This is a genomic window from Pseudoalteromonas sp. NZS37 (assembly GCF_015864265.1).
GTDB classification, from domain to species: Bacteria; Pseudomonadota; Gammaproteobacteria; order Enterobacterales; family Alteromonadaceae; genus Pseudoalteromonas; species Pseudoalteromonas arctica.
Genome location: NZ_JADYXL010000001.1, coordinates 353,291 through 377,478, shown reverse-complemented (window position 1 = coordinate 377,478; position 24,188 = coordinate 353,291). Strand labels below are relative to the sequence as shown.

21 protein-coding genes and 1 tRNA gene are annotated in these 24,188 nt (G+C 38.9%); 12 read left to right on the top strand and 10 right to left on the bottom strand.

What is annotated here, in order from left to right:
- Nucleotides 1-24: 24 nt before the first annotated feature.
- The 5 genes from I6F47_RS01675 to I6F47_RS01655 all read right to left on the bottom strand — a co-directional run bounded on the left by I6F47_RS01675 (nt 25) and on the right by I6F47_RS01655 (nt 7,440).
- On the bottom strand, nt 25-2,964 hold the full coding sequence (locus I6F47_RS01675; RefSeq protein WP_007581455.1) for a TonB-dependent receptor: 2,940 nt from the start codon (nt 2,962-2,964) through the stop codon (nt 25-27).
- Nucleotides 2,965-3,588: 624 nt separating this feature from the next.
- The gene (dps, locus tag I6F47_RS01670; protein WP_010553097.1) at nt 3,589-4,113 is read right to left on the bottom strand and encodes a DNA starvation/stationary phase protection protein Dps; all 525 of its coding nucleotides are present in this window, start codon (nt 4,111-4,113) and stop codon (nt 3,589-3,591) included.
- 236 nt (nt 4,114-4,349) lie between these two features.
- Nucleotides 4,350-4,718, bottom strand: a complete 369-nt coding sequence (locus tag I6F47_RS01665; RefSeq protein WP_007581464.1) for a DUF2237 family protein — start codon at nt 4,716-4,718, stop codon at nt 4,350-4,352.
- 136 nt (nt 4,719-4,854) lie between these two features.
- Complete coding sequence (gene gss, locus I6F47_RS01660; RefSeq protein ID WP_197183205.1) at nt 4,855-6,723, bottom strand: bifunctional glutathionylspermidine amidase/synthase; 1,869 nt, start codon at nt 6,721-6,723, stop codon at nt 4,855-4,857.
- A 330-nt stretch (nt 6,724-7,053) separates the two neighbouring features.
- Complete coding sequence (locus I6F47_RS01655) at nt 7,054-7,440, bottom strand: hypothetical protein (protein WP_197183204.1); 387 nt, start codon at nt 7,438-7,440, stop codon at nt 7,054-7,056.
- A 378-nt stretch (nt 7,441-7,818) separates the two neighbouring features.
- Between I6F47_RS01655 and I6F47_RS01650 the strand changes: the two genes are divergently transcribed.
- From I6F47_RS01650 to I6F47_RS01640, 3 genes are all read left to right on the top strand, one after another.
- Nucleotides 7,819-8,652 (top strand): mechanosensitive ion channel family protein, encoded by an 834-nt coding sequence (locus I6F47_RS01650; protein WP_010553100.1) that lies wholly within the window; start codon nt 7,819-7,821, stop codon nt 8,650-8,652.
- A 242-nt stretch (nt 8,653-8,894) separates the two neighbouring features.
- Nucleotides 8,895-10,967, top strand: coding sequence for a catalase (locus tag I6F47_RS01645; RefSeq protein ID WP_197183203.1), 2,073 nt, complete (start codon nt 8,895-8,897; stop codon nt 10,965-10,967).
- Nucleotides 10,968-11,107: 140 nt separating this feature from the next.
- Nucleotides 11,108-11,581: a VOC family protein gene (locus I6F47_RS01640; protein ID WP_165721103.1), complete on the top strand. Its 474-nt coding sequence runs from the start codon at nt 11,108-11,110 to the stop codon at nt 11,579-11,581.
- Nucleotides 11,582-11,793: 212 nt separating this feature from the next.
- Here the strand turns inward: I6F47_RS01640 and I6F47_RS01635 are convergent.
- Nucleotides 11,794-11,878: transfer RNA gene (locus I6F47_RS01635), tRNA-Leu, on the bottom strand.
- Nucleotides 11,879-12,268: 390 nt separating this feature from the next.
- Here I6F47_RS01635 and I6F47_RS01630 point away from each other — a divergent pair.
- The 5 genes from I6F47_RS01630 (at nt 12,269) to I6F47_RS01610 (ending at nt 16,522) form a co-directional block, all read left to right on the top strand.
- Complete coding sequence (locus I6F47_RS01630; RefSeq protein WP_165721102.1) at nt 12,269-13,258, top strand: fatty acid desaturase; 990 nt, start codon at nt 12,269-12,271, stop codon at nt 13,256-13,258.
- A 401-nt stretch (nt 13,259-13,659) separates the two neighbouring features.
- Entirely contained in the window at nt 13,660-14,946 is a 1,287-nt protein-coding gene (locus tag I6F47_RS01625) for an amidohydrolase (RefSeq protein WP_165721101.1), read from the top strand.
- 403 nt (nt 14,947-15,349) lie between these two features.
- Complete coding sequence (locus I6F47_RS01620; protein WP_165721100.1) at nt 15,350-15,763, top strand: GFA family protein; 414 nt, start codon at nt 15,350-15,352, stop codon at nt 15,761-15,763.
- A gap of 10 nt (nt 15,764-15,773) precedes the next feature.
- Nucleotides 15,774-16,223 (top strand): RidA family protein, encoded by a 450-nt coding sequence (locus I6F47_RS01615; protein WP_231609135.1) that lies wholly within the window; start codon nt 15,774-15,776, stop codon nt 16,221-16,223.
- Nucleotides 16,224-16,300: 77 nt separating this feature from the next.
- Nucleotides 16,301-16,522, top strand: a complete 222-nt coding sequence (locus I6F47_RS01610) for a hypothetical protein (protein WP_076923652.1) — start codon at nt 16,301-16,303, stop codon at nt 16,520-16,522.
- Here I6F47_RS01610 and I6F47_RS01605 read toward each other — a convergent pair.
- Nucleotides 16,502-17,707 carry an MFS transporter gene (locus I6F47_RS01605; RefSeq protein ID WP_197183202.1) on the bottom strand — a complete coding sequence of 402 codons (1,206 nt, stop codon included), beginning with the start codon at nt 17,705-17,707 and terminating at the stop codon, nt 16,502-16,504. The two genes, I6F47_RS01610 and I6F47_RS01605, sit on opposite strands and share 21 nt — an antisense overlap.
- 106 nt (nt 17,708-17,813) lie before the next feature.
- Between I6F47_RS01605 and I6F47_RS01600 the strand changes: the two genes are divergently transcribed.
- Nucleotides 17,814-18,605, top strand: a complete 792-nt coding sequence (locus tag I6F47_RS01600) for an AraC family transcriptional regulator (protein ID WP_024605835.1) — start codon at nt 17,814-17,816, stop codon at nt 18,603-18,605.
- Nucleotides 18,606-18,641: 36 nt separating this feature from the next.
- Here the strand turns inward: I6F47_RS01600 and I6F47_RS01595 are convergent, their stop codons facing one another.
- The 3 genes from I6F47_RS01595 to I6F47_RS01585 form a co-directional block, all read right to left on the bottom strand.
- A complete protein-coding gene (locus I6F47_RS01595) occupies nt 18,642-20,702 on the bottom strand; it encodes a TonB-dependent receptor (protein ID WP_197183201.1) in 2,061 nt (686 codons plus the stop codon).
- A 74-nt stretch (nt 20,703-20,776) separates the two neighbouring features.
- Nucleotides 20,777-21,433 (bottom strand): YoaK family protein, encoded by a 657-nt coding sequence (locus I6F47_RS01590; RefSeq protein WP_165725609.1) that lies wholly within the window; start codon nt 21,431-21,433, stop codon nt 20,777-20,779.
- Between the two features lie 28 nt (nt 21,434-21,461).
- A complete protein-coding gene (locus I6F47_RS01585; protein WP_197183200.1) occupies nt 21,462-22,151 on the bottom strand; it encodes a substrate-binding periplasmic protein in 690 nt (229 codons plus the stop codon).
- Nucleotides 22,152-22,274: 123 nt separating this feature from the next.
- On the opposite strand from I6F47_RS01585, the gene I6F47_RS01580 reads away from it, so the two are divergent.
- The 3 genes from I6F47_RS01580 (at nt 22,275) to I6F47_RS01570 (ending at nt 24,059) form a co-directional block, all read left to right on the top strand.
- A complete protein-coding gene (locus I6F47_RS01580) occupies nt 22,275-22,523 on the top strand; it encodes a TIGR03643 family protein (RefSeq protein WP_007581511.1) in 249 nt (82 codons plus the stop codon).
- Nucleotides 22,524-22,599: 76 nt separating this feature from the next.
- The gene (locus I6F47_RS01575) at nt 22,600-22,962 is read left to right on the top strand and encodes a hypothetical protein (RefSeq protein ID WP_121953942.1); all 363 of its coding nucleotides are present in this window, start codon (nt 22,600-22,602) and stop codon (nt 22,960-22,962) included.
- A gap of 23 nt (nt 22,963-22,985) precedes the next feature.
- Nucleotides 22,986-24,059 carry an endonuclease/exonuclease/phosphatase family protein gene (locus tag I6F47_RS01570; protein WP_121953941.1) on the top strand — a complete coding sequence of 358 codons (1,074 nt, stop codon included), beginning with the start codon at nt 22,986-22,988 and terminating at the stop codon, nt 24,057-24,059.
- Nucleotides 24,060-24,188: the final 129 nt, after the last annotated feature.

Below are 24,188 nucleotides of genomic sequence, written 5' to 3'. Positions count from 1 at the left end.
GCAGGCTTTAGTTTTTAGGGAAAATTAAAATTTAGCGCGAATACCAAAGCTGTAACGGCGATCCGCTTCAGTGTACTTCCAAGCACCACCTAGTTCAGATAGGTAGATTGAAGGCTCACCCGTTAAGTTGGTCGCATTACCTACTAAGGTCACGTTTTCGTTAATATCCCAGCTTGCAGAGAAATCTAACTGGCCTCTGTCGTCACGGTAGTTATTACCGTAAACAGTGCCTTCTGCTGAAATGCTGCCGTCTGAGTTAATATTTTCTACGCGTTTCTCGTTTTCTGTATCTAAGAAACTGTCACGGTAGTTATAAGCGATACGAGTAGAGAACCCTTCGTATTCCCAAAATACTTGTAAGTTGTACGTATTTTTAGAAATATCTAATAATGGGTTGCCGTTTGGTTGTTCGCTGTCTGCATACGTGTAGTTTGCATTAACACCTAAGCCAGAAAATGCACCAGGTAAGCTTGTGAAGAACTGTTGGTAACCAACTTCAAAACCTTGTACTGAGCCGTTTTCACCGTTTACATTTTTAACTGTATCAATACCCGTTAGTCCTGCGTCACGCAAGCCTGCAACATGGTTAAAGCCATCTATATCTACAGGGTAGTCAGTCGCATCTGAGTAAACTAGGTTGTCTTGAGATACACCTGCAACGTCAAGCTGACATACTTGGTTCCACTGAGTTACGTTTTGACCTGTTGAAGTGCTTGATGCTGCTACACAGCTACTTTCGTTACTTAAGAAAGACTCAACATCTTTATAAAATACTGCGAAAGATAGTACGTTACCTTCATCAAAGTAATGCTCTACAGATAAGTCGTATTGCGTTGCACGGTATGGTTCTAAATCAATAGAGCCTTGCGTTGCACCTGTAATGTCGTTATTAACGTCAAATGCAGGGCTTAGCTCGCTAAAGTCAGCGCGGCGCATAACTTTTGCAGCAGCAAAGCGGAATAATGTTTCGTCTGAGTAGTTATACGTAACGTTTAAGCTTGGTAAAAAGTCGCTGTAGTCATTGTCGCCAGTTACTTTTTCGCCATTAAGAAATACGCTTGATTCTAAATCTGTAGTCACATAACGACCACCCACAATCGCAGTGATGTTATCAAAGTCTAAGTACGCTGATATGTACACAGCAGCTGTATCTTCAACTACGTTACGGTATGCGCTTTCTTGGAACTCTTGGTTATCTGAAAGACTACCTGTTGACGCTAGGTTAGTACCTGCAAGTAACTGCTGAAGTTGAGCGTAAGTATTTGCAGGGTTAGATAAACCGTTGTAGCTTAAAAACGTTAGTAGGTCATTTTGTCCTGAATGACCTAATTGGTCAAAAGAGTTGTCGTGGCTAACTGTTGTGAAGCTATTTGAAAAAGCAGCGTTGTAGTCATCAACCCATAAAGTAGCTAATGAACCATCTGAGTCGTTAAATGCATTTTTGTAAATGTCTTTAATTTCTACTTTGTATTGCTCGTATTCGTAATCACGGTTAGTAACACGTACACCTGCTTTTACTTTAGATACCCAGCTTAAGCTGCTGAGAGGTTCAAACATTTCAACGTCAAAACGAATAGCTGTTTCGTCATTGTCTGTTCTTCTATCTTCACTTTTAAACGTACGTAGTGCTAAGTTTTGTGGGTCAGTAAATGCATTTGGATCTGAATGAATGATGCTTGGTAATTTATTACCGTCTTGAGAAAATGCACCATCATATAAATGATTTGTTAGCTGAGTTCCGCCACTTGCTTCAAATGTTGATTTTTCGATTGGGCGAAGTGTAAATTCAGAATCAGGTCTTACGCTTTCTGATGATGCTACTGCAATTTCACCAGAGATTTTTATACTGTCAGTAAGATTCCACTCTGCACCAAGTGCATTTGAAAACGAGTCAGTTTCACGAAAGTCACTGTATGTTTTAGGGATACCAAATTCGTTTGTTAGCGTGTAATTATTTACGCCGTTAGCATCTTGAGTTGTATTTGCATCTGTCGATAACGAACCCGCAACACCTAATATAGAGTTACCACTTTGCTCACCAGAGCGTTTAGTGCCACTTAAATCTAGATACACCATGCCATTACCAGATTGCGGTGCCCATTGAAGTGATAAATTTACAGCAGTACGTTTACGTTGTTCTACATATTGTTCAACACTGTGCTCGTCTCGTACGATAGCGTTGCCACTTGGTGTATTACCTTCTTGGCCATTAATATCAATGTCTTGAGGTTTAACACGGCTAGACGTTTCATCTTGACGAATTTCACGATCTTGATATGAAAACATAGCAATGGCACCAAAGGTACCCATTTCGTCAAAGTCCCAGTTGTTACCAAGTGAACCACTAAAAATAGGTGCTACTTTTTCTGTTTTATCAGCGTACTCACCATCTAATGAAACAGCACCAGTTAGTTTATCTAGCTCTAATGGGCGAACTGTTTTTAAGCTAACTGTTCCGCCTAATGCACCTTCAATCATATCGGCAGTAGGAGACTTAACGACTTCTACTGTTTTTAAGAAACTTGATGGGTAATCTTGTAAGCTAATACCGTCACGAGAGTCACCAATAGTAGAGCGACCGTTTAATTCAACACGGTTTTGAGGTAAGCCACGAATCGAAACACTGTCACCCACACCAAAATCGGTATTAATAGATACACCAGTAATACGTTGCAGTGCTTCTGCAATATTATTATCAGGTAACTTACCAATGTCTTCAGCAACAATCGCATCTACAATACGTCCGTCAGTACGCTTAAGCATAGCGGCGGCTTTCATACTACCTAGCATGCCTTTTACTTCAATAACTTCAATATCTGCAGCTGCCGTTTCTGAAGCTGCCGGAGCCTCTTGCGCTGCAATATTTGAAGAAGCCATTAGTAAAAGGGCTGCTGCACTGATTGTTGTAGAGCTACTTCTTTTATGTTTATTAATTAATGTTGAAGTAATTTGATTGAGTTTCATGTATCTCTCCCGTTTGGGTACGACTTACGTCATTGTGTGTGTTGTTACTTGGTTTGGTTAACCAATTTAACTGCTATTTCCCTGTAGCGTGTCATACAGGTGGTATGGTTGAAATTAGTCCAATTCAGCTTTTATTACAACCTTTGTTTACCAAAAATTCACAAGGTGTATTACAAAGTGTTCTTTTATTTTGCTTATATTTAATAAATTTAATAGCTTATGGTGTATTTTTATTTTTTATATTTTGAGTGAATTTTATTGAAGTATGTTTACCAAAGGCGTTTTTTATATTATTTGTACTATTAAATACATTTTTTAGTACTATTTTTAAATTTTATGTCGTACTTTTATACGTATTTAGTTTGTTTTTTAAGTGATGTTAAAATAATGAGATGTTCATTAAAGGTTGGCTATGGCTTATAAATTTGCGAAATAGTAAGGAGTATAAAATCATTCAATTTTATTTTGGTTATTTGTTTTGGTAATACCAATTTTCTATTGTTTTTATATGAATTTTGTATTAGAGCTTACTGATACATATCTATATATGATTATAAATAGAGTGATTTTTGCGAAAAAAAAAAGCCCAGCATATTAATGCTGGGCTTTCTTAGATTAAATATATTAGCTTTTTAGCTCGCCTGTAGATGATTCTAAATGTGCTCTAATAAACCACTGAAATTGCTCTAGGTCAGCTAGTTGGCTGGTGATCATATCTTCAGACACCGGATCTAATTCAGAAAGAGTCTCAATTGCTTTGCGGTGATCGCCATTAACGCCGTTGTATACTTTATCAAGTGCGGCTAAATGCTCGGTTACTAACCCTTTACCTACTGAGTATTCGTTCCATGTACGACGATCTACAATTGATTTTGGCGTACCAACGGGCACTCCACCAAGAGTCGCAATTCGCTCTGCAATTGTATCTGTCATTTCGCGCACAATGTCTACTTGTGGGTCTATCATTTCATGTACGCCAATAAAGTTAGGTCCCACTACGTTCCAGTGAATATGCTTTAAAGTAAGCTGTAAATCTATCAATGCAACCATGCGGTTATCTAGCGTAGCTATTGTTTTTTGAGCTGATTCGTCACTCATACCTGGCGCGGTAAATTTAGTTGTTTTGTTTGATTCGTTATTGTTACTCATAATTTCTCCTACATTAAGTAATGTGTTGCTCATATAATATGTTGCGTTATGAGCATGACTTAAACTTAATGAAGCAACTGTTATGCCGTAAGCTGATTGTTTTTAAAAGTTATTTAAAAACATGTGGTTATGTTTTTATTTAAGATTTTAGAGGCTGGAGGGGGGATTGAATTTTTGAAAAGCCTGCATACATTTGTAAAATCTGCAGACTTTAATTTAATAACGCTTAAGTGTATTTAAACTTTGGCTATATATTCGTGCGCTTTTAAAACATCGAGCGGCACTATTTCTAATGATTTTTTATTTGTAGCTTCAAGTACCACTGGTGGCGCAACGTTTGCTGAAATAGCATGAAGCCACCTTACTGCACACAAGCACCATTTATCACCGGCTTTTAAACCTTCAAAATCGTAAAGAGGGTTTGGGCTTATTAAGTCGTTACCTTGTGATTTTGAAAATTGTAAAAACTCGTCAGTCATAATTGCACACACACTGTGATTGCCAAGATCTGATTCTGGTACATAACAAAATCCTTCTCGTGTGTAGCCACCATTACCGCAACATAGTTTTAAACGTGTGCCAAGTACATTAAATTGATTCGCCATGAAATACCTTAGTTTGTGGTGTTTAATAAATTTACTCTATCAGGAGTAACTCGCTTGAGATAGCTATAAAACTTAAAAGAGGGAAGGGGGTCTACACAAACTTAAGCCCGCAGCAAAATTGCGGGCTTAGTATTATTTATTTAATACGCAGTGCCATACAATCGCTATGGCCGTTTATGATCATGCTTTTATCAACACGTACGCCACCACCAGAGTATTTTCCGGCGGCTGTAAAACTACATATTTGTACAAAGTAGTCATCTACTTTAGGCAGTGCAAATAGTTGTTGGTATATTTGGTCTTGCTCGGCAAAGTGCCCCATTGTTTTTTCTATAACTTGCTGCTGTTCATCAACAAGTTGAATATTAGCACCACAACGCCCTACTATTGGTTTAACTACATAACCGGTTTGTAATAACTCGTCGTTAAGCTCAAACGCGGTATTAAGTAAATATTTATGATTAGGGAATAAACTCCACAGTATTGGTAAAATAGCCTTGTTACTAGGAATTAATGTCCACAGTGGTTCAAATACCATCACGTTTTTACGCAGCAGTACATCGACTAAGCGTGGCGTTTCACCAATTTTGAATTGTGGTTCAAAGTTATCACCTAATGATTGGTCGGCTTCACATTCTTCACGAATTTGATCAAGTGCGGTTTCCCACGACCACGTTTTCCACACGTAACTCAGTTGTGTGCCGTCTTCATCTACTATGTTGCCTGATTCATTCCAGCGAAGTGTGCTTAAGCCAATTACTAACTTACACTCAAAGCCCGCGGCTTCAATGGCTTCTTTCATAAATAATGCGTGGTAATGCTCTTCTGGTTCATCATCTTGCAGAATATGAACAAGACCTTTTACTTCACTTTTACGCCATGCTTTTACGAGATCTTTAAATAAATTTTGGCCTGCATCTACACCTGTTTTAACACCAAAGTGTTTTGCCCATTTACCCTGAACTTTGCCGCTTTCCATGTAACACGATGCCGAATCGCAATTATATTCGTAAACTTTTAAACCTGCTGCTGTTAAAGCAAAGTCAAACCGACTGGTAATTAATTGGTTTAAGCGGTTATCCCACGATTGGCGAATTTTATTAATCACAACATCGGGTAAATTAAACTTTTTTAATAACTCAGGGTGCTGCAGTACATAGTCGGTTGCATGCATAAATAAGCCATGCAGCTCATTTGTTGCATGCTCAATGCTTTGCTGCGCCGTTTGAGATATCGCAAAGTAATTATGTTGATCCTCAGCTACTGATGTAAGTTTATGGCCTTGCATCATTTCTACGTAGGCAGCTTCATCGTCATTCGCAATATTTAACCATGACTTGTTTGCTTGCCCTGTATCTACTGCTTTATGGGCTTCTATAATAAATAAATCAGTGTTTAGCTCAGACGTTGGCTCAGCATATTCTGTTTCATCAGTTTGTGTCATCCAGCCTAAAATAGTGGCGTCGCTGTAAGAGCACTCAATCCAATAGTCGCCATCTTTAGTTACTTTTGCTTTTAGCTCACGACACCAGCTTTGATCTTTTGGCCATATTTGATGTCCTACATTTTGCTCAGCAAGACGTATTTTATCTTTATGCACTTCAACAACGACAGCAACATGGCCTGTTTCTTCAAACTCGCCGCCTTCTTCCCATATAAGTAAGCTACCTACTTGAGGATGATGTTTTGCACCATTTTTAAACGCGTTTAGTGGCAATCTGTTTTGGCTATTTACATCGCGCACCGAACGCAGCTCAAAAATATCGTAAGCCATAGCAATATCATCAAAAATATAGCTATGGTTGAGATACATCCATCGACGTGCAAATTCAACGCATTGCCATTTATAGCCCATGTAAATGCCATCAAGGTAACTACGATAGGCGCTACGATTAGGATAAATGCTTTCATCAGCCGTATCATAATCAGATGAGTACACAGCAACATTACCAGGTGCATAACCTAATAAGGTACCAAAATCACTAGCAGGAGCAGAAGATTTCATAAACAAAGATGTTCAAAATAAAGGTGTGATAATTTGCTGACTATATGAGCGAAACTGCGTTATAGCAAGATATAAAATATGTTTTTACGAAGGGGGATAAGTAAAAAATTACTCATTCATTAAAGAGTGGAAATACGGGAGAGTACTTTTACTAATAGTGTTAGGTTTGGTGCTTTTTTACTTGTAACTGGTTGAAAGTTATTAATACTTTTTACTTGATTATTACTGTTTAAATCTCAACTAAAAAATGGAGAAGCTATAGGTAGCTTCTCCATTTTTATTATTCATATTTAGTGATTTTTATAATATGTAAAGCAGGTTAACGCGCTGCTAAATCATTTCAGCATCTATATGGCGTATTAGGTTTGATACCCAATTAACATATTGGCGGTGAATTTTTTTGCCGTTGTAGTTTAAGTTAATAGAGTCTTTATAGTTGATTGAGTATGCCGTTTTGTCATACGCAATATCGACAGTTAATTGGTGTGTTCGAATATCCAGTACACCTTTTATTTTACCTTCACTCATAGGCGTACACTTCCAACCAAGCTGAATACATGCCTTTAGAATACCCTTTTCTACGTCAGCTTCACTGTTGGTAATTGTTGATGTTTGCGGAATAGGGTTTTGTTCAAAGTCTCTTACTGCAACAGATGTTGAACAACCAGCAAGTACAGTAAGTGTTGCCGCTGTAAGTAAAATTGAGTACTTTTTCATAATAATCCTTTGTTTTAATTTCATCCAATTGTGTTGTCTCGCCAATATATGCGCGCTTAGGTGAGATTATCGGTAAATTTATAGATGAGTGCCAGCAATAATTAGAAAATTAAAAGAGTTAACCGAGATTTACCTCGGGTATTAGCTTTATTTATGAACTAGTTAAAGTTTAATTATTTAAGCTATAAACCAAGGGGTAAAGCAAAAATATGTGTTGAAAGATTTACGTGAGCGATGACATGTTTTGAGGAAATACTCTTTCGTTATGTTTTAAATTACTCCTATAGTCGTACTTTAGTTAATTTTTTGTTAAACTATTGCGCTTGGTATAGTAAAACTAGCTAAAACTAGTTAAAAGTTTTTAAAACAGGAAAAACAATGGAAGACATAATAAACAACATTGATATTAATCAATATTTACCCGCTGCAATTACGTGGGCAACCAACATATTACTGGCGATTGCAATTTTACTTGCGGGCTTATGGTTGGCAGGCAAAGTACGCAATTTAATTATTGGCTTGTGTCATAAATACACTCATCTTGATGACACGCTTTTTCGCTTTTTAGGCAGCATGGCTCGCTACATCATATTAGCGTTCGTTATTATTGCTGTATTAAATCGCTTTGGTGTACAAACAGCCTCTATTATTGCTTTGCTAGGTGCTGCGGGACTTGCTATAGGCTTGGCGTTACAAGGTGCAATGTCGAACCTTGCCGCAGGCGTTATGCTACTTGTTTTCAGACCTTATAAAGTGAATGATTTTATTGAGGCCGCAGGGCGTTTTGGTAAAGTAACAGAAGTAGATATGTTTACTACTATTTTACAAACGTTCGATAACCAACAGGTTATTATTCCAAATAGTCAAATTTGGGGCGCGCAAATTATAAACCATTCACATCATCCAATTCGTGGTGTGGATATGCATTTTGGTGTTGCTTACGGTGAAGATACAACGGCTGTACGTAAAGTTATAGATGCCGTACTTGCAGCGCACCCACACATACTAAAAGATCCAGCTCCTTTTGTTGAAGTAGAAACTCTTAACAACAGCTCAGTAGACTTTTTAGTAAGACCTTTTTGTAAGGGCGAGCATTACTTCGATATTCTTTATACGGTGCCAGAGTTAATTAAAAAAGCACTGGATGAAAACAACATCGAAATACCTTTCCCACATCGTAAAGTTATTTTAGTTAACGAAAGCAAAGATTAACTAAATTTAAAATGATTTAAATCTAAGAGCACTTTTAAGTGCTCTTTTTTTGTGTGAAAAAGTTACATACCTGTGTAACCTTTTCTTTTATAAACCACTTCAAATACTACATTGTTATCTGTACAGCCCTTTTTTACTAGGTTGGATGGCTGGTCTTTATTTTGCATTTGCATAGTCGCTTTTAGCTTTTAAGCTCATAAAAACTATTGACCCATTAAATCAAACTGTATGAAGGACTAAACATGGCTGAATCATTTAAATACGCAGGTAATAAAGGGCATGGCGGTGAATTGCATCAAAAAGCGTCGGATGAACACCCTACCATGACCACCGCGCAGGGCTGCCCTGTAAGTGACGATCAAAATTCATTACGTGCTGGAAAGCGTGGCCCAGGATTATTAGAAGATCACATAATGCGCGAGAAGATCTTTCACTTTGATCACGAGCGCATTCCTGAGCGTGTAGTGCACGCTAGAGGCTATGGTGCACACGGATATTTTGAAACTTACGACACGCTTGAAGATTTAACCTGTGCAGATATTTTTCAGCGAAAAGGTGAAAAAACCCCAGTATTTACTCGTTTCTCTACAGTTGCAGGTAATAAAGGGTCTCCAGATTTAGCACGTGATGTACGTGGTTTTGCGGTAAAATTTTATACCCAAGAAGGAAACTGGGATTTAGTCGGTAACAATATACCGGTATTCTTTATTCAAGATGCGATGAAGTTTCCTGACTTAGTTCATTCAGCTAAAGCCGAGCCCGACCGAGGTTTTCCGCAAGCGCAAACAGCACATGATAACTTTTGGGATTTTGTGAGCTTATCGCCTGAGTCAATGCACATGGTTATGTGGGCAATGTCTGATAGGGCTATTCCGCGTTCATTGCGATTTATGGAAGGTTTTGGCGTTCATACCTTTAAATTCATTAATGACAAAGGTGAAGAGAAATTTGTTAAATTTCATTGGAAACCAAAAGGCGGTATGCAATCAGTTGTGTGGAACGAGGCACTTAAATTAAACGGCGCGGACCCTGATTTTCATCGCAGAGATATGTGGGAGTCTATTGGTAACGGCGACTACCCAGAGTGGGAGTTAGGTGTGCAGGTGTTTGATCAGCAATTTGCTGATGAATTTGAATTTGATGTTTTTGATGCCACCAAGCTTATACCTGAAGAGCAAGTACCAGTGCAAATTGTTGGCCGTATGGTGCTTGACCGTGTTGTAGACAACTTTTTTGCAGAAACAGAGCAAGTAGCATTTTGTACTCAAAACATTGTACCGGGACTCGATTTTACACCCGACCCGCTACTGCAAGGTCGTAACTTTTCATACCTTGATACTCAAACAAAACGCCTCGGTGGACCTAACTTTACGCATATCCCGATCAATGCGCCTAAATGCCCAATGCGTCATTTTCAGCAAGATGGCCACATGGCAATGCATAATCCAAAAGGGCGTGTTAATTACGAACCAAACTCATGGAGCGGCGACGAAAACAACCCGCGCGAATGCCCAGTACATGGCTTTAAAAGCTCAAAGGAACCTGAAGTAAGCGGCGGTGATAAACTGCGTTATCGCTCAGAAACATTCAGCGATCATTACAGTCAAGCCCGTCAATTTTATTTAAGTCAAACAGAGGTAGAGCAGGCGCATATTCAATCTGCGTACGTGTTTGAGCTGTCTAAAGTTGAGCATTTACCAATACGAGAACGTTTGGTATCGCACTTGTTAAATATTGACGAAACCCTCGCAAATAAAGTTGCTGAAGGACTTGGCTTGCAAGAAATGCCAGACCCAGCTGAAGCAGCAATGCCAACACGTAAAGACTTACCTGTATCTGATGCATTAAGTATTTTGAAAAATGCGCCCAACACCTTCAAAGGCCGTAAATTAGGCATTTTAGTAAGTGATGGCTTTAATGCAGAAATTTTTGAATCGGTTACCAATGCACTTAAAAGTGAAGGCGCAAACTTTGAAATTATTGCCCCACAAGTTGGCGGTGCCAAATGCAGTAAAGGTAAGCACTTTAAAGCTGATCAGGTTATTAATGGTGGTCCATCGGTTTTATACGATGCGGTACTTGTGCTCACCACTGAAGAGGGAGCCGAAAAACTAGCAGCTATTGCAGAAGCTAAAGACTTTGTAAGTGATGCGTATGCACATATGAAATACATAGGTTTTACAAGTAAGGCTAAGCCATTATTTAAAGCCGCAGGGCTCGATGACAAAGCTGATGATGGCTGGATTGATTTAGCTACCGTATCGGGCGAGGCATTTATAGAGTCATTACGTAATTTACGTTTTTGGCAGCGCTAAGTATTTATTAGAGCTATTATTTAATTTATATATTGTTTTAAGGTCAGTCAATCTGACCTTTATTTAAAAACTTTAGTGCCTATTACAGACAGCATTTAAATCAGTTTTAATAACATGGATTCAACAGCGAGGTGATCACTATGTCAGTTTCGGCAATACCAAAAGGGTTTCATTCAGTTACACCTTATTTAATTATGAATGACGCACAAAAAGCGATAGATTTTTATTGTGATGCATTTAGTGCTGAACACGTAATGCAAATGCCTTTACCTGATGGTGGAATAGCCCATGCAGAAATAATAATTGGTGATTCGCATATTATGCTTTCAGATATTGGTTCTGAAGAGTATTTAAAAAGTCCAAAAGAACTCGGTGGTACAGCGCTAAGCCTTATGCTTTATGTTGAAGATGTTGATACCATATTTAAAAAAGCAATTGAGCTAGGTGCAACACTAATAAGACCCGTACATGACCAGTTTTATGGGGATAGGACCGGCACACTACAAGACCCATTTGGTCATATATGGATCATTGGTACACACAAAGAAGATGTTAGTGACGAAGAGTTAAATAATCGAATTGGGGATATAACAAATCAAGAGCAAGATGCATAATTAGCATGCTAATCAGATTTATGTACCTCCCTAAGATATGCCGAGAGCTTTAATGGAAGGCTTTTGCTTCAGCTGAGCTAGGTTTCATCTTGTTATCGAAACCGTTTTTTTACCTAAAAGTAGCTAACTTAATTAAGTGAATTGGTATAAGTTACTAGTTAATTTTTAGGCATAAAAAAACCTCAGCCAATAATTAGCTGAGGTTTAAAAAGTGGTACCAGCGGCCGGACTCGAACCGGCACTCCTTTCGGAAGGGGATTTTGAATCCCCCATGTCTACCAATTTCATCACGCTGGCATAATTTTTCTTTAATCTTTTAAATATAAAAAATAAAGAAAAACCACTTAAAATAAAAAGGATACTTATATACCTCTTATTCTGTATCCGCATTATACAAACAAAAGAGGGGGCGGCAAGCCTTTTCTTTTATTTGCATAAACAACTGGTTGATAATTAATCGTTTATAGTAAAGATACTCAACAGGGAATTTTTTTAAGTCTTTTTGGCTGATACAAAAAGCGAATGTTTTAGGTTATGAGTGCTATTAAACTTGTTATGCGATTGAATACGTAAGCAATTGAACTATTGGTAATAGTTAATCGTATTACAATAATTATTCCTGCTTTATTCCGATGTTGCGTTTAATTCAGGTATTATTTGTACAACAAGGTTTTTAAGACATTACATATGACTCAATTAAGTGCCAAGCAGAACATTCAAGCGATTGTTAAAGCAATTAAGGCAGAAGAAGTATCACTTCGTCAAAAGCACCCATTATTTGCACACCAAAATACCTTAGGGTTAATTATTTTATTGCTATCGCTTAGCGCATTAATTGGTGTTGGTGTTTTATATTATTTAGCCATCATACCTGCTTGGGTATGTATAGTACTTGCGGCTATTGCTGCGTCTATTTCCCATGAGTTAGAGCACGACCTTATACATAAACAATACTTTAGTAATCAGCCGTTCATGTATAACTTTATGATGCTAACAGTATGGTTAATGCGGCCAAATACTATTAGCCCGTGGTACCGACGTAAAATGCATTTACATCATCACAAAACCTCAGGCACACAACAAGACCTTGAAGAACGCTTGGTGGGTAATGGTATTAAAAACCCATTTTTACGTGCGCTAGTTATTGTCGATGGGCTATTAGGGTTAGTTATTTCTACTAAACGTTTTAGAAAAGAAATTAATGGCTTTAGTTTTTCGAGTGTTTTTAATGCGGGGTTTCCGATAGCGACTGCGTATTTTGCTGTTTTATATAGCGTTATTCTATTTCATATTGTTGATTTATTTATACCACTTTCGCTAAATTCACCTAACTGGTTGTTAAGTACAATGAGTGTGTTTGAATTTTTAATGGTCGTACTTATTGTGCCTAATATTATTCGCTCAAGCTCGCTTAATTTTGTTACCTCAAGCATGCATTACTATGGCGGCGTTAATAATATGCTTGAACAAACACACGTACTAACGAGTCGTTTATTTATGCCGTTTCACTTGTTTTGTTTTAACTTTGGTAAAACGCATACCATCCATCATTTTGTGCCAAATCAGCCGTTTTATTTACGCCAAATGCTAAGTGAAAAAATACTTAAAGTAATGCAACAGCACAACGTGCGCTTTAACGATTTTGATAGCATTAAAGATGCAAATGTATTTAAATAACTCCCGCCAACATTAGGGGAGGTTTTACGTTGCTATTCTTATTTTATAGTTTGAATAGCAATTATGTACCAAGCCTATTACTCGTTAACTTCTCCTATCCACCACCGCGCTTATTAAAACTCACTTTACGTGCGTTGGTTGACTATTAAATGCCATTCTTAAATCAATAAAAACAAAAATGGTAGGCTTAATTAGCGCTAAATCTTCAAACTAAAAATAGATAAAACCAGTGAAAAGTGAAGTGGCCCTTCATAGTTGGGCATCTAGCTTAAATGGGATTGATTATTGTGGAGCCTTCGGTAATAGTGGTTATAGAGCGAACTAATTATGTTCTCAATAGTATATAAGGGCTCGTGCTCATCAATATTATAAAACCAATAAATATAATAAGGACAAACAGGATGAAAAAATCACTAATTTCAATAGCGCTGGGCTTTGCTGCCCTTAGTGCGCTTAATGCCAATGCAAACATTGATCAGCAAGTGAAAAAGGTAGAGCAACAGGTTATTGATTGGCGACGTGATTTTCATCAAAACCCTGAGCTTGGAAATCGCGAAACCCGCACAGCAGGTATTGTAGCTAAGCACTTAAAGTCGCTGGGTATGGAAGTACAAACGGGGGTTGCTTTTACTGGCGTTGTGGGGTTATTAAAAGGTGCAAAGCCAGGTCCAACAGTAATGCTACGTGCAGATATGGACGCGCTTCCAGTTACTGAAAAAGCCGATGTTGATTTTAAATCAACTAAAACCACTAATTACCGTGGTGTAGATGTAGGCATAATGCATGCTTGTGGGCACGACACGCACGTGGCTATGTTAATGGGCGCAGCCGAAGTATTAGCAAATATGAAAGATGAATTGCATGGCAACATCATGTTTGTGTTTCAACCTGCAGAAGAAGGCGCACCAGAGGGGGAAGAGGGTGGCGCTGAGTTAATGCTTAAAGAAGGCATATTTAAACAATACAAACCAGAGGCTGCTTTTGGGTTACACATAACATCTAGTTTGCACAGCGGTAAAATTGGTTATAGAAGTGGCCCTGCAATGGCCAGTGCAGACCGATTTGAAATAACAGTACATGGCAAGCAGGCACACGGCTCTGCACCGTGGACTGGGGTTGACCCCATTGCCGCAGCAGCGCAAATAGTAACAGGCGTAAATCATATTGTTAGTCGCCAAATCAACATTACCAAAGAGCCTGCTATTGTCTCGTTTGGTAAGATAGCGGGTGGGGTACGTAATAATATTATTCCTGAAGAAGTTGAAATGGTAGGCACAATTCGTAACTTTGATATGGATAATCGTGCACAAATATTTGAAAAAATAAAAACCACAGCCACGCACATTGCTAAATCGTCAGGTGCAACTGCAGAGGTACACATTCACGAAGGTTATCCGGTAACGATTAATAACCCTGAGCTTACTGCGCAAATGTTACCTAGCCTTAAAAAAGCAGCAGGTAATGGAAACGTAGTGGAAATGGGAAAAATAACCGGCGCAGAAGACTTTTCGTTTTACGCATTAGAAGTGCCGAGTGTATTTGTATTTTTAGGCGGCACACCAAGTGAGCAAGATTTAAATACAGTGGCTAGTAATCACTCACCTTATTTTTATGCCGACGAATCGTCGTTTAAAGTAGGCACTAAGGCGCTTAGCCTCTTAGCTGTTGATTATTTAAACGCACATTAATACCAACGCGCAATAATACATAATCAATTTGAGGGATTAAACCGCACGTTAACTTCGTTAAAAATATCTCATATAGAACAACTAAATAACGAAATTTTTGCCTTGTTATCGACACGGTTTTCTTACCTCAAAATAGACAATTTAATTAAGCGAATTGGTATAAAAATAGCTTAAACACACCACGTTACGCTATTAGCTTAACGTGGTATTGCTGTTTTATTTAAAACATCGGATCATGTTTGTAGCACTTGCTCAACTTTTAAAAAATCACTCTAAAAAATTAAAAATCTAACCGAATATAAAAATGAACCGGCGAGCAGTTTTTTATATTTTAAAAATAATGAATCGATATTGCCGGTCTTATATCTCGATTCAATCTTCATAAGCATTAAGGATTTAAATAATGAAAATTACTGGAAGCTGTTACTGTGGTGAAATTAAATACCAAGCAAAGTCTCAAAATAACAACGCACTTGTTTGCCATTGTAGCGATTGCCAACGTATGTCGAGCGGCCCATTTAGAGCAGTTATAATTGCAGAGCCAAACTCGGTTGTGTTTACCCAAGGTGAGCCAAAAGAGTTTGTTAAAACAGCCCAAAGCGGTAACAAGCGTGCGCAGGGCTTTTGTGGCACATGTGGTACAACACTTTATGCTACAAATGCAGAAAAAGAAGGTCGTGTTTATGGGTTGCGTATTGGTGCGGTTGATCAGCGCGATGAGTTTAAACCGTCTGCACAAATTTGGTCACAATCAACGCTTACATGGTTAAATAATTTACACGAAGTTCCTGCTTTTGAAACCACACCACAAAAATAAGGTAAGCCAGATGATGAACTCACTGATGAAAACAGCCTTATTAGCAAGCGTACTACTTACTGGTTTTACGCAGGCAAAACCCAGTAATGTCGACTTTTTAAATACAGGCAAAGCTAATCCTAACTTACCATTTTCGCAAATAGTAAAAGCCGGTAATACGCTTTATATGTCGGGGCAAATAGGGATTAACCCTGCAACCGGTAAGTTAGCGGCTGGTGGTTTTGAAGGTGAAACTAAACAAACACTTGAAAATATTAAACGCACTTTAGAGCAACATAACTACAGTATGAGCAATATAGTTAAATGCACCGTTATGCTTACCGACATAAACGACTTTAAAGCATTCAATGCCATTTACACTCAGTATTTTAGTGCGCCGTATCCTGCACGTAGTGCTTTTGCTGTAAAGGCGTTAGCGCTTGATTCTTTAGTAGAAGTTGAGTGTATAGGCTCACTTTAAATTAAAAGTTAAGTTTTCTGAAATTTTATTTGCTAAAAGGCTGTCTATTTTAGTAGTTACACAACAGAGGAAATATTATGTGTAGTTCACCTAAAAGCAGCCGAGCAGTTAAAAAAACAGCCATTAGTTTTAATGATGAGCTAACTCAAGAGCAACGCCTACGTTTTGCCGCAAAAGCTAATTTAGCACAAGAGCGCCGTGAACAGCGCGAAGCAACTAATAAACGCTATGAGCAAAAACACACGAGTAACAAACCTTCGTCTGGCCTGTTTTCGTGGTTACAGCAACTCGTTAGCTGATTTAGCTAAAGTAGTGTTTTTACCACTGCCTAAACCACATAAAGCACACAGTACTCCGGCAATAGCGCACAGCCATAATGGCGCACTCCAACTTCCCGTAGTTGTGTGTAATGCACCAGCTAGCATAGGACCAATAGCCGCGAGTAAATAACCTACGCTTTGCGACATACCAGAAAGCGAGGCCGCTTGCTGCGAATCGTCAGTTCGCAAACTAATAAACGACAGCCCCAATATAAAACATGCTCCAGAGCAAAAGCCCAGCATTAAGGTCCAAACAAAAGCAAAGCTAGGCATGTAAAGTAACCCCAATGCACTGAGTGCACTGAGCATGGCTAAAATAAAGCTAAGCGCGCTTTGATCTTTTAATTTTGCCAATAGCGGAATTAATATTAAACCCGGTAATGCAGTCGCTATTTGAAAAGCCCCATGATAAGCACCTGCTTGCGTAGCACTTTGGCCGGTTTCGATTAATATGCTGGGTAACCACGTAATAATTATATAATTTAAAAATGAGTTTAAGCCTAGCAGTAGGGTAATTTGCCATGCTAGTAAATAACGCCATACACTTTTTGAACTGTTAACGTGCTGAGCAATTTTCGCGGGTTTAGTATGTTTACTTAATTGCGACATCCACACAATAATACTCGCCAGAGTGATAATAGCTGATGAACCCAGCGCAAGTTGCCATCCTAATCCGTTTAACTGGCTCAGCGGGAATACCAAAGCAGAAAACCCGCCCGATACCACGCCCATCGTAAGCACGTAGGCTGAGGTCATTAACGCGACCTTTGCAGGAAAGTCGCGCTTAATTAAACTTGGTAATAATACGTTTGCAATGGCAATGCCCACACCAATAATAGCGGTACCCACAAACAGCATGGTTGAGGTATTTATTACCCGTGCTGCAACCCCAGCAAGTATAAATAATAAAGCGACAAATAAGGTGCGCTCTAAACCTTGTTTTTTAGCAAGAGTTGCGGCCATTGGCGATACAACCGCAAAGGCAATGAGTGGCAACGTTGTTAAAAAACCGGCTTGTGATGCGCTAAGCCCAAAGTGATTAATAATTTGTTCAAGCACAGGTGCAATACCTGTAAATGTGGCGCGTAAATTTGCGGCAATAAGTAATATGCCAAGCACAAGTAATATGCCAGCAAAGCGTGATTTAGGTGTGTTATTTAACAAAAGGGAAGACCATTAAAGCTAATACTTAATGGGCGCTAGTATAAAGGCTTAGCAAAAACTATAATTTAGAGATAATGACATTAAATAACTAAAAACAGACAAAACTATGTTTGATGCAATCGGTTGGGACGACATTAAAAATTTTGAAACTATGGCGCAGCCCATAATAGCCAAAATAGAGCACGCGCATGCAAGTCACGAAATACCTTTGCATACCCATCCTAAAGGGCAGTTAATTTTAGCCCTGCATGGTTATGTAACCTGTGAAGTGTCGGCCAAAATGTGGATGGTGCCCACGCACAGTGCAATTTGGATCCCAGCACAAAAGGTGCATAGCAATAGGGCGTCTGATAACGCGCAGCTTTGTCATTTATTTATTGATAGTAGTAAAAACGGTATGCCGCTAAATACTTGTACTTTAGCCATTACGCCGCTGGTTAAAGAGCTAATGTGCGAGTTGGCTGCGCATAATCAGCACTATACTTTAAATAGTAAAACAGCGCGTTTAGCGCAGGTGTTATTTGATCAACTTATTGAAATGCCCGTACAGCCACTGGATTTTGTATTATCTAAAAATGAGGTAATTCAAACTATGAGCGATCAGCTTATAAACAAGCCAAATAACCGAAAAACACTACCACAATGGGCTAAGCAGTTTGCATTAACTGAGCGCACATTAGCGCGGTTAATTAAAAAAGAAACAGGCATGACATTTGGAAAATGGCGTACGCAATTGCATATAATTACAGCCTTAAAAGCGCTTTCTGATAAGCAAAGTGTGCAGCAGGTGTCGGAGTTGTTAGGGTATGAGTCGGTGAGTGCATTTATTACTATGTTTAAAAAGGTAATGAAAAAGTCGCCCATGAAATACATGAGCGACTTAAATCAGTTAAATTAGCTTAGCTCTTAAATAAGTTTAGCCCTTAAATAAGCACTACCACGTATAAGTTGCCGAAAGCATGGCATTACGTGGTTTGCCAGGAAAGTACCTGTCGCCGGTAAAACTGGTGTAATCGGCGCGCTCTGCATAAGCCTCATTAGTTAAATTAATAATGCGGGCAAGTACTTCAAGGTTATTAGTAACTTGCCACTGAGCGCGCAGGCTTAAAACATCATGCCCTTGGTATTTATTTAAGTTTTCTGGGTCGGTGTAGTAGTTACCAACGCGGTGCCACTGCAAAGCAAATTGCGCGTTGTTTAATGCCTGCCATGTTAAATCGAGATTAGCAATATTACGCGGCGCGGTATCTATGTCGTTGCCGTTTATATTTAAACCGTTAAGTATTTGGTTGTTAGTATAAGTATGCTTTGCGTGAGTGCCTGCAAAGTTAAGTGCAAGCGACTGCGTTAGCTGGTAGTCAAGTTCAAGCTCAATACCACGATGGCGAGAGCTGCCATTATTTACCGTAAAAAAGTCACTATCGCGGTAAATCGTATTGTGTTTACTCATAGCGTAAACAGACACGCCATAACGTAGCTTTTCGTAAATCCCTTTAATACCCAGCTCTGCGTTATTGGCTATTTCGGCGCTTAAATTTGCAGTGGTTTGCTCGCGTTGTAATTGGTATAGCTCAGCCGCTTGTGGCGCTCTGTAACCGCGAGAAAAGTTTGCATAAAGCGTGTTATTCGTATTGTACTGATAACTAACCCCAAGCTTTGGCGATAAATTACTAAAACTATTTTTTCCACTTTCAGGGCGGCTGTATCGGCAGCCACCAAAGCCGCATTCTGTGCCATCGTCTTTTGTTCTACCTGCTAGCATATTATTGGTGTAGTCGTACTGCATATGCTCGTAGCGCACACCTGCGGTAAGTAACCACTTATTTAATTGCCAATCAATAGATGCAAAAGGGGCATAAAGCGTGGCGTTTACATCGTAATCGTAATGCTTACCTTGTGGCACTGTAGCAACTAAAAATGCAGAACCTTGAGTGGGCTCGTATTGGCTTTGAGTAAAGTCGGCTTGCGTGTATTCGCCATCAAGCCCTAGGTTTATTTTTATATTGCTTAGTAAATTATGTTGATAAAGCGACTGTACGCCAAAACCAGTTTGACTGTTTTTTTCAAGCGGTGTGCCGGGTAAAAAGTGCTTAAAAAAGTCCATGCTTTGGTCGCGAAAATATAACGTAGTAGAGAGCACATCATTGTTATTTAATTGCCATGTTGCGTTGCTCCATGCTCTAAATGCACGTGCTTTTCTAAATGCGTCTGGGTCAAAGTTTTTTTGCGAGAGGTCTTCGTTTTTATAACTTTCAAAGCCTGTAATAAATCCAGCCGTTTGCTGATCTAGGTTTGTGTAAGTAAGCCCAGAGGTAAGTAATAAATTATTATTTGAATAGCGATGGCGAATATTTACTTTTTGTTGCTCTACGCTTTCGTCGTCGCGGTAACCGCTATCATCGGTAACACTTGCGTTAATGCCGATACCGCTGTTGCCGTAATCTTGTCCTGCACGTAATTTGTAGCGAGTATAACCGTACGAGCCATAATCTAAACCAACTAAGCCACCGCCTTGTGTGGTGTCGGGCGTTATTACATTAATAACACCATGCACAGCATTTGAGCCATAAAGTGCAGAGCCAGGACCTTTTAACACTTCAATGCGCTGCGCCATTTCGCTGTGCGCCTCAAATAGCTCGTTTATATTACAAAACCCTGCTGCTCTCAGTGGTATTCCATCCTCCAAAGTCAATATGCCACCACAAGCGCCTGCGCCCGAAAGCACTTGTGAGCGAAGCGCGGGTAAATACTCTTGGCCATTTCCGCGTTGAATATTAGCCCCTGCTACACGTTGCAGGGCTTCTTCAATATGGGTAGGCGCTATGCTATTTAGCTGTGCTTCACTAAGTGTACTTATTGATAAAGGGAGTGGGGTCGATAGCGCTTCAATACGTGATGCCGTAGTTGTTATGGTTTCTATTGCATCGTTGTTTTGATTATCGGCAAACGCAGTGTGGCTAAAGGGTAATATCAGCGGCAAAAAATAAGGTTTCATACATTCCTTGAAAGTAATCTATATTGCATTACCTCTATAATATGCGGTTTTAATGTGCTTTTAAACTCGTTGCGTTAAAGCGTACGTAACCTATAAACCCGATACGTAATTGATAAAACAAAACAAGCTACAGCAGGAAACACCAAAGCCAGCACTAAGTAATGCTTAAATAAAACGTAGCCGGTTATACCGCCTAGTAAAAAGCCTGCAATAATGAGTAAAAACATAACGCCTTTACGGGTATCAAATTGCTCACCTTTAAGTGCTTTACCTAGCATTAAACCAAGGTCAGTAAAAATACCGGTTAAATGTGTCGTTCGAATAACAGCACCACTGTAATTAGTGGCTAGCGCATTTTGTAACCCACACGCAGCAGACGTTAAAACAATGCCGTAAACGAATGTGTTTTTGAGTAAATAAGCACTCGCAAGTAGTAGCAATCCTTCAATAAAAAGCAAAGTGTCGTAATGACGACCAAGTTTTAATGAGCCACCAGAGAGCAAAAATCCCGACAGTGCAGAACCCAACATAAAGCTAACAATTATTGAAAGTAGCAATAAGGCAGTACTGGGGTTAGTTATTGCTTTAATACCAAGTAAAGTAACAGAGCCAGATACATGCGAAATAGCCTGGTGCTCAAATCCTAATAAGCCTACAGCGTTTACTATGCCCGCTATAAATGCGAGCGTAAACGCGCCATATTCAACCCACTTTGGTAGTTTTGTAAACATTGGTTATCTCTTAATATGGCAAAGTTAATTATTGAGCTTGTGCTTTAAAACGCTTTATTTGTTCATCAACTAATTTTGTATCAATTACGCCACGCTTAAAAGCAATGTAAGTAGGAAATGTAAACTCATTTAATTGCCGAGCATAAATGTTTTTATATTCTTTTGAGTACCACAAACCTGCTTGATAGTTAGTTATTGCGTATTCAACACGTTTTTTTTCTAGTAGCTCAAAAGTGTCTTTAGTTGAAAGTGAGCGAAGTAGATTATTCTCATCAAGGCTGTACTTTTTAGCAATAACCTCAGGCAAAGCAACGCCGCGCAGCATCGCTATTGGGGTATTTGATAAATCGTCAGTGAGCAGTTTATCTTTGTTTAAAGTAAATAAACCATACTTAGTAGTGTGCAAAGGCACGCTTGTAAAATCTAAATACTTTGCACGTTCCTCTGTATTGGCCAAAGAGAAATAGCAGTCGTAGTAACCCAGCGCCATTTCTTTTTTAACGCGCGCCCATGGCAGATGAATTACGTCAATTTTAAGATTTAAATTACGCTCAATAAACGTTAAATATTCAATATCTAAACCCGTGAACGTATCGCTTTTCTCATCAAATATAGTAAAAGGCGGGTAGTGGGTTGTTACGCAGCGCAGGGTTTTACTTGGCGCTGCAAGTAATAACGAAGGTAAAGTTAAAGCTAAAAACAGGAATATTGCGCGCATAAATATAAATTCGATATCTTTTAAAGTACATAACTTGAACGCCAATTATACAGTTACTGAGTTTAATTGCATTGATCTAAGTATTTTTACCTAGCGTATAAGTTAAATTTTGTGAGATATACCATGTTTAACGCAGAACAGCAGTCACGCATTATCGAAATGGCGTGGGAAGATAGAACCCCCTACGAGGCTATAGAGCAGCTATACGGATTAAAGTATCCGCAGCTGGTGGTTTTTATGCGAGACAATGTTTCAAAAGGCAGTTTTAAAGTTTGGCGTAAGCGCCATGCAGGTCGTAAAACAAAACATTTAAAATTACGCGATCCCGCTATTATGCGAAGCCACTGTAAAACACAATATAAACAACGTTAAATAGGTGTTAGTTGTTTCATATGATGTTCATCCGTGTTTGTTAACCTTTAGCTATTAATTATGCTAGAGATTATTTATGAAAGCACCTATATACACAGCACTAATAGCATTGGCTTTATGTTCAATAAGCGCAGACGCAAAACCGCATAAAGATAAGCATGGTCATAAACACGGCCATAAAAAGCATCATTCACATAAGCATAACGACAATGACTACCTTTCTAAAAAAGAGGCAAAGCAGCTAATCCGCGCAGGTTGGACGCCACCAGGGCTAAGTAAAAGCTATCATCGAGGCGACTTTTTAGAACGCGATTTATACAAAAGAGGTAGAGTGATTGAACGCTCTAGAGATAATGGTACAGTGAGTATTGAAATAGACCGTACAGTTATCCATATGGTGCACGATACTCGAGAAATACTTTCAATTTTAAGTCGCTAAATTAACTTTATAAGGATATTAAAATGCTCATTGCGCTGGCTATAATTATTGGCTTTTTTTTACTGGTTACCTTATTACCTATGTCGTACAGCCAGCATTACTTAGTGCGTAGCTGCGATTTTGTGCGCTTACAGGTTTTTTATATTGCCAGTTTTGTAGCCGTTACTTCGTTGTTTTTATTATGGCAAAGTAGCGCAATAGGCTATGTATTTATAGCCTTAACCTCATTACTTATAATGATTTTACAAGGTAAATGGATTTACCCGTATACGTGGCTTGCTAAAAAAGAAGTGCAAAGCGCACCTAAGCACATCGACCATAGCATTCGAATTATGTCGGCAAATGTACTTATGTCGAACCATAAAAGTGAGAAGTTAATTAGTCTTGTTGATGAGCATCAACCCGACCTACTTATTACGCTTGAGAGCGATAGCTGGTGGGAAAATAAATTATCAGTCATTAAAAAAAATTACCCGTATTACATAGAATGCCCTAAAGACAATCGTTATGGCATGCACTTATACAGCAAGTTTAAAATACTCGATGCACAAATATGTGAGCTTATAGAAGAAGATATTCCCTCAATTCATATTTTGTTTGAAAACGATGAAGGCCTACAAATGCAAGGGCACTTTATTCACCCAGCACCACCAAGCCCGACAGAGGAAGACTCATCACGTCCGCGCGACTCAGAGCTAATAATGGTGGCTAAAGCACTTAAAAACCCTACACGACCTACCATAGTTGCCGGAGATTTAAACGACGTAGCGTGGTCGCGCAGCACCCGTTTGTTTATGCAAATAAGTGGCTTTTTAGACCCTCGAAAAGGCCGTGGTTTTTATAATACCTTTCATGCAGGCTACTTTTTTATGCGTTGGCCGCTCGATCATTTATTTCACAGCGAAGGCTTTAAAGTAAAGCGTATTAAGCGCTTAGCTAAATATGGCTCAGATCACTTTGCGCTACTCACTGAGCTTTCTTACGAAAACGCTAATCAGCAGTCATTAGAAACTAAATCGGCGCAGCACAAGCAAGAAGAAATCCAAGAGCTCGCAATGAGTAAAGCCGATAAGCGAAAGGTGCCGAGGTTTGATTAGTAACGTTAGATATAGCGGTATTTATATAAAGCATTGAGTTATTAATAGCTGAAGCCTGACTTGTGTTGAATTGTTACTGTGTTATTTGGTTTATACTTTATTTTTAATATATATACTTGTTTTCTTAGA

Bases quoted from the DNA above. Each gene is read 5' to 3' on its own strand.
- I6F47_RS01675 (WP_007581455.1), bottom strand. From the start codon at position 2,964: ATGAAACTCAATCAAATTACTTCAACATTAATTAATAAACATAAAAGA.
- dps (WP_010553097.1), bottom strand. From the start codon at position 4,113: ATGAGTAACAATAACGAATCAAACAAAACAACTAAATTTACCGCGCCA.
- I6F47_RS01665 (WP_007581464.1), bottom strand. From the start codon at position 4,718: ATGGCGAATCAATTTAATGTACTTGGCACACGTTTAAAACTATGTTGC.
- gss (WP_197183205.1), bottom strand. From the start codon at position 6,723: ATGAAATCTTCTGCTCCTGCTAGTGATTTTGGTACCTTATTAGGTTAT.
- I6F47_RS01655 (WP_197183204.1), bottom strand. From the start codon at position 7,440: ATGAAAAAGTACTCAATTTTACTTACAGCGGCAACACTTACTGTACTT.
- I6F47_RS01650 (WP_010553100.1), top strand. From the start codon at position 7,819: ATGGAAGACATAATAAACAACATTGATATTAATCAATATTTACCCGCT.
- I6F47_RS01645 (WP_197183203.1), top strand. From the start codon at position 8,895: ATGGCTGAATCATTTAAATACGCAGGTAATAAAGGGCATGGCGGTGAA.
- I6F47_RS01640 (WP_165721103.1), top strand. From the start codon at position 11,108: ATGTCAGTTTCGGCAATACCAAAAGGGTTTCATTCAGTTACACCTTAT.
- I6F47_RS01630 (WP_165721102.1), top strand. From the start codon at position 12,269: ATGACTCAATTAAGTGCCAAGCAGAACATTCAAGCGATTGTTAAAGCA.
- I6F47_RS01625 (WP_165721101.1), top strand. From the start codon at position 13,660: ATGAAAAAATCACTAATTTCAATAGCGCTGGGCTTTGCTGCCCTTAGT.
- I6F47_RS01620 (WP_165721100.1), top strand. From the start codon at position 15,350: ATGAAAATTACTGGAAGCTGTTACTGTGGTGAAATTAAATACCAAGCA.
- I6F47_RS01615 (WP_231609135.1), top strand. From the start codon at position 15,774: ATGATGAACTCACTGATGAAAACAGCCTTATTAGCAAGCGTACTACTT.
- I6F47_RS01610 (WP_076923652.1), top strand. From the start codon at position 16,301: ATGTGTAGTTCACCTAAAAGCAGCCGAGCAGTTAAAAAAACAGCCATT.
- I6F47_RS01600 (WP_024605835.1), top strand. From the start codon at position 17,814: ATGTTTGATGCAATCGGTTGGGACGACATTAAAAATTTTGAAACTATG.
- I6F47_RS01595 (WP_197183201.1), bottom strand. From the start codon at position 20,702: ATGAAACCTTATTTTTTGCCGCTGATATTACCCTTTAGCCACACTGCG.
- I6F47_RS01590 (WP_165725609.1), bottom strand. From the start codon at position 21,433: ATGTTTACAAAACTACCAAAGTGGGTTGAATATGGCGCGTTTACGCTC.
- I6F47_RS01585 (WP_197183200.1), bottom strand. From the start codon at position 22,151: ATGCGCGCAATATTCCTGTTTTTAGCTTTAACTTTACCTTCGTTATTA.
- I6F47_RS01580 (WP_007581511.1), top strand. From the start codon at position 22,275: ATGTTTAACGCAGAACAGCAGTCACGCATTATCGAAATGGCGTGGGAA.
- I6F47_RS01575 (WP_121953942.1), top strand. From the start codon at position 22,600: ATGAAAGCACCTATATACACAGCACTAATAGCATTGGCTTTATGTTCA.
- I6F47_RS01570 (WP_121953941.1), top strand. From the start codon at position 22,986: ATGCTCATTGCGCTGGCTATAATTATTGGCTTTTTTTTACTGGTTACC.